The organism is Dongia soli (assembly GCF_034044715.1).
GTDB classification, from domain to species: domain Bacteria; phylum Pseudomonadota; class Alphaproteobacteria; order Dongiales; family Dongiaceae; genus Dongia_B; species Dongia_B soli.
In genome coordinates this window covers 1,416,862-1,423,342 of sequence record NZ_JAXCLW010000001.1, presented here as the reverse complement: position 1 = coordinate 1,423,342, position 6,481 = coordinate 1,416,862, and the positions used below count along the sequence as shown (strand labels likewise).

The 6,481-nt window shown below is 61.8% G+C and carries 3 protein-coding genes; 1 reads left to right on the top strand and 2 read right to left on the bottom strand.

Annotated features, from left to right (window positions below; all coding sequences use genetic code 11):
* Nucleotides 1-625: 625 nt before the first annotated feature.
* A complete protein-coding gene (locus SMD27_RS06540; protein ID WP_320507516.1) occupies nt 626-2,446 on the top strand; it encodes a M23 family metallopeptidase in 1,821 nt (606 codons plus the stop codon).
* Nucleotides 2,447-2,530: 84 nt separating this feature from the next.
* On the opposite strand, the gene clpB is transcribed toward SMD27_RS06540, so the two are convergent.
* Nucleotides 2,531-5,125, bottom strand: a complete 2,595-nt coding sequence (gene clpB, locus SMD27_RS06535; RefSeq protein ID WP_320507515.1) for an ATP-dependent chaperone ClpB — start codon at nt 5,123-5,125, stop codon at nt 2,531-2,533.
* A gap of 253 nt (nt 5,126-5,378) precedes the next feature.
* The gene (locus tag SMD27_RS06530; RefSeq protein WP_320507514.1) at nt 5,379-6,293 is read right to left on the bottom strand and encodes a DUF4167 domain-containing protein; all 915 of its coding nucleotides are present in this window, start codon (nt 6,291-6,293) and stop codon (nt 5,379-5,381) included.
* Between the last annotated feature and the right edge of the window lie 188 nt (nt 6,294-6,481).

Below are 6,481 nucleotides of genomic sequence, written 5' to 3'. Positions count from 1 at the left end.
TCATACCAGGCCTAAGCCCAATCAAGATCCGCCGCCCGCGTATCCCTTCTCTTCTCTCAACAATGTCAATTAGCAGAGGCGCTTAGTTCCGGTCAGTCCGTCGTTCGCGCCGTCGGGAGCGGGCTTATACGGCGGGGCCGGAAAGGTGTCAACGCCTTTGTTGAAGATTTTTTGCCGTTCCCGTTACTTTTTATTTAAATCCCTGAAAAGACGGCAAAACTTTAAATCTCGACTTTCAAATACCGGTAAAGCTTGGGGAGATTTCCAACAGGTCAGGGCCGCTGCTAGGACCAATTTGGGCAGCCAATGACTGGAATCCAACCCCGACCCCTGAGATATTTCGCAGCGGCTAGGAGGACGGGCTGGCAAATTCTTAACAAGAGGTTGCGAAAAGAGTCCGCCGTTAATCACATAATATTCTGATCTGATTGCAGAATTTATGGTTGACACCGCCCGCGTCGGAAGGCCATCGTGGCTGTGGGGGACGGATAAAAGGCGACTCGTTAACCAAGAGTTCACCATCCGACTTTAGGCATATTCTTGAACACCGCGTTGCGTTCCGCTGGGGGATAACCTTTTGTTGTATAGTCGTTGCCAAGTTTGGGGCAGGCTGAAGCATTACCTGATGTACACAGCCGCGGGCTTTGTTGCATTGGGCGGCTTCGGTGCAGTCTGGTCCGCACGGCCGCCGCTGGTCGACCAAGTCCAGGCGTCGCAATTCTCTGGCGCCAAAGCCAGTACTGCCTTCGAACAGAAAGTCCATACCGACCCGAGTTGGTCGCAGCGTCTGGTCAATGACCTGAATGAGCGCGCCTTCTCAACCGCTGATCCACTGACGAAGCCCGAAACCATCCACCGTCTGGCAAATCATATGCCCTCGGCGCGCGATGACCGGGCGGCGCCGGAAGCTCAGACAGCATCGCAGGCGCCGATATCTCAGACCTCGGCGGCGCAAGCGCAACCGGCTTCCGCGCCCGCATCGACACAACTCCCCTCTGCACCCGCACTGAGATCGCCCTGGAGCCAGCCCGTCACGATAAAGCCGGCAGGCACCGAAGCAGCCAAAGCCGATATGGCGAAAGACGGCGCGGCGACGCAGACCGCGGCCGCGACGCCCGCCTCCATCTGGGCCCCGATCGACAGTCCGCGCGACGATCGCGCCGAGCTGCCCAGCCTGTCGATCGAAGAATTGAGTAGCGCGTTCAATCTGGGTTCGCGTCCGAATCCGCCGCGCAGCTGGACCAATTCCGGTGGCGGTAGCCAGGCAAACAACGATACCCAGCGCACCGTCGAAATCCGGCGGGGCGAAACCCTGTTCGGTGTCCTGGTCGATGCCGGCATCGATTATAACGAAGCCCAGGATGCGGTCGGCGCCCTGTCCGATGTATTCTCGCCGCGCGCCCTGCAGGCCGGCCAGGAAATCACGCTCAATTTGAGCGATGCCTCCGCCTCTGGCGATGAGGACGCCGCGCCCAAGCTGGTCGGCCTTTCCTTCGAGCCGAGCGTGACCAAGGACGTCACCTTGGAACGCAGCGAAAGCGGCGATTTCGTCGCGAAGGCGGTCGACAAGCCGCTGGACAAGCAGGTGACGCGGGTCTCCGGTTCAATCGACAGCAGCCTGTTCGAAGCGGGGCGCGAAGCCGGATTACCGGTCGCCGTCGTTTCCGATGTCATCAAGACCTTCTCCTATGACGTCGACTTCCAGCGCGACATTCATGGCGGCGACACATTCGAAGTGCTGTATGAGCGCTATGAAAACGAGGACGGCGCCTTCGCCAAAGCCGGCAAGATGCTGTATGCGGCGCTGACCCTCGGCGGGAAGAAGATCCCGATGTATTATTTCGAACATGACGGCGAGGGCGAATTCTTCACCGCGCTCGGTGAGACCGTTCGCAAATCCCTGCTCCGGACGCCGATTGACGGCGCCCGGATCACGTCGGGCTTCGGCATGCGGATGCATCCGCTGCTGGGCTATAGCAAGATGCATAAGGGTATCGATTTCGGCGCCCCTACGGGGACGCCGATCTTCGCTGCCGGTGCCGGCGTCGTGGTCGAAGTCGGCCAGAAGAATGGTTACGGCAATTACGTCCGCATCAAGCACAACGTGACTTACAGCACGGCCTATGCCCATTGCAGCCGCTTCGCCGCTGGTCTGCATAAGGGCGACCGCGTGAAGCAGGGCGAAGTCATCGCCTATGTCGGTCAGACCGGCCGCGCCACCGGACCGCATCTGCATTATGAGATCCTGGTGGACAACCAGCAGGTCAATCCGTCGAAGGTCAAGATCGCCGACAGCAACAAGCTGACAGGCAGGCAGCTGGTCGCGTTCAAGGCGCAGGTCGAGAAGGTCGATGCCGAGCTGGCCAAGCAGCGCCGGAACACCTTCATCGCCGAAACGCCGGGCATGGGCCTGGATTGCGCCGGCCCGAACGGTTGCGAGAACTGACCTCCCGGTTATAGAGAAACGAAAACGGCCGGACATCTGTCCGGCCGTTTCGCTTTGAGAGAGACGGTAGCGCTTAAGCCGCGCCTAGGCGGCGTCTGAGAGCTTCTGTCCGTCAATCGTCAGGCCATCCTTGCCGGCGCTAACGCGGATTGTATCACCCGGCTTGAACTTGGCTTCCAGCAGCAGCACCGCCAGCGGATTCTGCAATTCCCGCTGGATCACGCGCTTCAGCGGCCGGGCGCCGTAGACCGGATCGTAGCCGGCATCTCCCAGCCAGGCTTTGGCTTCGTCATCCAACTCGAGATCCAGTTTGCGGTCGGCCAGGAGCGCCTGGAGACGCTGCAACTGGATATCGACGAGGCCGGTCATATCGCCGCGCGACAGGCGATGGAACAGCACGATCTCATCCAGGCGGTTGAGGAATTCCGGCCGGAAAGCCTGACGCACCACCTCCATCACCGCAGCGCGGGCATCCTCGACTGTCTCGCCGTCCTTGAGATTGGCGAGATAGTCGCTGCCAAGATTCGATGTCAGCAGGATCAGCGTGTTCTTGAAGTCGACCGTCCGTCCCTGGCCATCCGTCAATCGACCGTCGTCCAAGACCTGCAGCAGGATGTTGAAGACGTCGGGATGCGCCTTCTCGACCTCGTCGAACAGGACAACCTGATACGGACGGCGCCGGACCGCCTCGGTCAGCACCCCACCTTCCTCATAGCCGACATAACCCGGTGGCGCGCCGATCAGCCGCGCCACGGCATGCTTTTCCATGAATTCCGACATATCGATGCGGACCATGGCTTGGTCATCGTCGAACAGGAAGCCGGCCAGGGCCTTGCTCAGCTCCGTCTTGCCCACACCGGTCGGCCCCAGCATCAGGAAGGAGCCGATCGGCCGGCTGGGATCCTGGAGGCCGGCGCGGGCGCGACGCACCGCATTGGCGACGGCAACGACGGCTTCCTGCTGGCCGATCACCCGCTTGCCGATCACCTGTTCCATCTGCAGCAGCTTGTCGCGTTCGCCGGTCAGCATCTTGTCGACTGGAATACCGGTCCATCGCGACACGACGGCGGCGATGTCCTCCTCGCTCACCACCTCGTTCAGCATGCGATGCTCTCCGGCCTGCTCCGCCTGCTGCAGACGCCGCGTCAGATCGGGAATGATCGAATAAGTCAATTCGCCGGCACGGGCGAAATTGCCGTTGCGCTGGGCCGCTTCCGCTTCGCTTCGGGCCTGGTCGAGCTGTTCCTTCAGCTTCTGGGCATCGGCCAGCTTCTGCTTCTCCGACTTCCATTTCTCCGTCAGGCTGCGCGATTCCGTCTCCAGCCCTTCGACCTCTTCAATCAAATGCGCCAGGCGCTCCTTCGAGGCCGGGTCAGTCTCCTTCTTCAGCGCCTCGCGCTCGATCTTCAACTGGATCAAGCGGCGGTCTATCTCGTCGATCTCTTCCGGTTTGGAATCGACCTCCATGCGCAACCGGCTGGCCGCCTCATCGACCAGATCGATCGCTTTGTCGGGGAGGAAACGATCGGTGATGTAGCGGTTCGAAAGCGTCGCCGCCGAGACGATGGCGCTGTCGGTGATGCGGACGCCATGATGCAGTTCGTACTTTTCCTTGAGGCCGCGCAGGATCGAGATGGTTTCCTGCACGCTCGGCTCGCTGACGAAGACCGGCTGAAACCGCCGCGCCAAGGCCGCGTCCTTTTCGATGTATTTGCGATATTCGTTCAGCGTCGTCGCGCCGACGCAATGCAATTCGCCGCGTGCCAGCGCCGGCTTCAACATGTTCGATGCATCCATCGAACCTTCGGACGCACCAGCGCCAACCAGCGTATGCAATTCGTCGATGAAAAGTATGACCTCACCGGCCGCGGCGGAAATTTCCTGCAGCACGGCCTTCAGCCGTTCTTCAAATTCGCCGCGGAACTTGGCGCCGGCCACCAGGGCGCCGAGATCGAGCGACATCAGTTTCTTGTTGCGCAATCCTTCGGGCACATCTCCGTGCACAATGCGTAAGGCCAGCCCCTCGACGATCGCGGTCTTGCCGACGCCGGGCTCGCCGATCAGGACGGGATTGTTCTTGGTGCGCCGCGACAGCACCTGGATGGTGCGGCGGATTTCCTCGTCGCGGCCGATGACCGGATCAAGCTTGCCTTCCTGAGCCTGGGCAGTGAGGTCGCGCGCATATTTCTTCAGCGCGTCATAACCTTCTTCCGCACTGGCGCTTTGCGCCGTCCGTCCTTTGCGAAGATCGTTGATCGCCGCATTCAGCCCTTGCGCCGTAACGCCGGCTTCCTTCAAAACCTTGCCCGATGGCGTTTCCGATGCCAGGGCCAGGGCCAACAGCAGGCGTTCGACCGTGACATAGCCATCACCGGCCTTGCTCGCCAACTCCTCGGCCTGGGCCAGCACGCGCGCCAATTCCGGCGACATATAAATTTGACCGGCGCCGCTGCCTTCCACTTTCGGCAGCTTGCCAAGCTCACGTTCGACCCCGGATAAAGCCCGCGCAGGATCCGCGCCGGCGGCCGTCAATAAATTCGCCGCCAAGCCTTCCTTATCGTCGAGTAAAACTTTCAGCAGATGTTCCGGCGACAGGCGCTGATGTCCGTCGCGCAACGCCGTGGTTTGCGCAGCCTGCAGGAAGCCACGCGATCTTTCGGTGAACTTTTCTAAATCCATCGCTTTGCCCTCTCTCGGCTGCGTCCTTCAAGAGGCCCGCCGCCGTGGATGCTCCTTCAAGATCAGCTCAAAACGAAGCTTCCGAGACGCACCAAGACCGGTGCAACTGGAGGACTTCGTCCGGGTGACCCCAACGGAAATATGGGTATGAAGCGATGGCAAACAAGAGGCCGCCGGCTGGATGTGCCGGCGGCCTGCCATTTTGCTATTCTGCTGTGAGCCAGACCGGGCGATCGCCGGCCGGTGACGTATTTCAGTCGCCTGTTTCAGCCGGTGCAGCGGCCGGGGCCGGAGCCTCCGAGTCGCCACCGGTGGCAGCCGCGCGGGGCCGCCGATTGGACGAGCCGCGGGGCCGTCCACGACCGCGGCGTGGCGCCGGAGCCTCCGCGCCCTCCGCGGAAGATTCGGCCTCGGCAGGAGCGAGATCCAGGCTGGGCTGCTTTGCGGGGGCGGCGGCAGCCGGAGCAACCGTCGGCAAGAGTTCGGCGGGATAGTCTGGCTGCTCATCTCCAACGGCCGGAGCGGGCGCCGCCCGGGGGGCACGACGCGGCGCCGGCGCCGGCGCCGGTGCGCCCTGATCTTCGCCATTGCCGTCGCGCATGGAACCGGCATCGCGGCTCTCGCGCATCGCGTTGTTCTCGCGACCGGCCTCGCGGCTCGTTGGACCACGTGTACTGCCGCGAGTGCCACCGTTTTCGTATGCATTAAAGCGGCCGTTGTCCTCGCCGCCATAGGCACCGTTAGCTGGTGCGGCGCCCTGTTCGCCGGCAATCTCGCCGTCGCCATTCATGCCCATATTGTTGGCCGAGCCTGAATAAAGCGCCGCAGAAAGGCCCTGGCTCACATTCTGAACATTGACGTCGGCCACCGACAATTCCCGGCCGCCGACGCGGGGGCGTTGTCCTTCCGCTTGGGCGGCAATGACGCGGTAATAATGCTCGGCATGCTGAAGATAATTCTCCGCCGCGACTCGGTCGCCAGCGGAACCCGCATCGCGGGCCATCTGGAGATACTTTTCCAAAACCTGGTGGGCATTACCGCGAACACGGACTTCGGGACCGTTGCTGTCAAAGGTCTGATTGCCTTTGCTCATCCCGCCGCTATGTGGACCGTGCGGCTTGCGCGGCCCACGACCACGACCGCGGCGATTGTTATTGCCTTGTTTCATTGCATTATCACTTCGTCGTTCCGAAAGATCGGGCATCGGTATCGCAGAGATCCGGCCGCCAGCGACATCGGGTGCCGCATCAACGACCAGGACGCGCTAGATCGCGCCGTCCTTCGCGATTCCCCACTGACTATGTCCGGAGGCTACTTTCGGGGGGCGCTGGCCAGGAGCAGGTGCCCGGTCCGCGT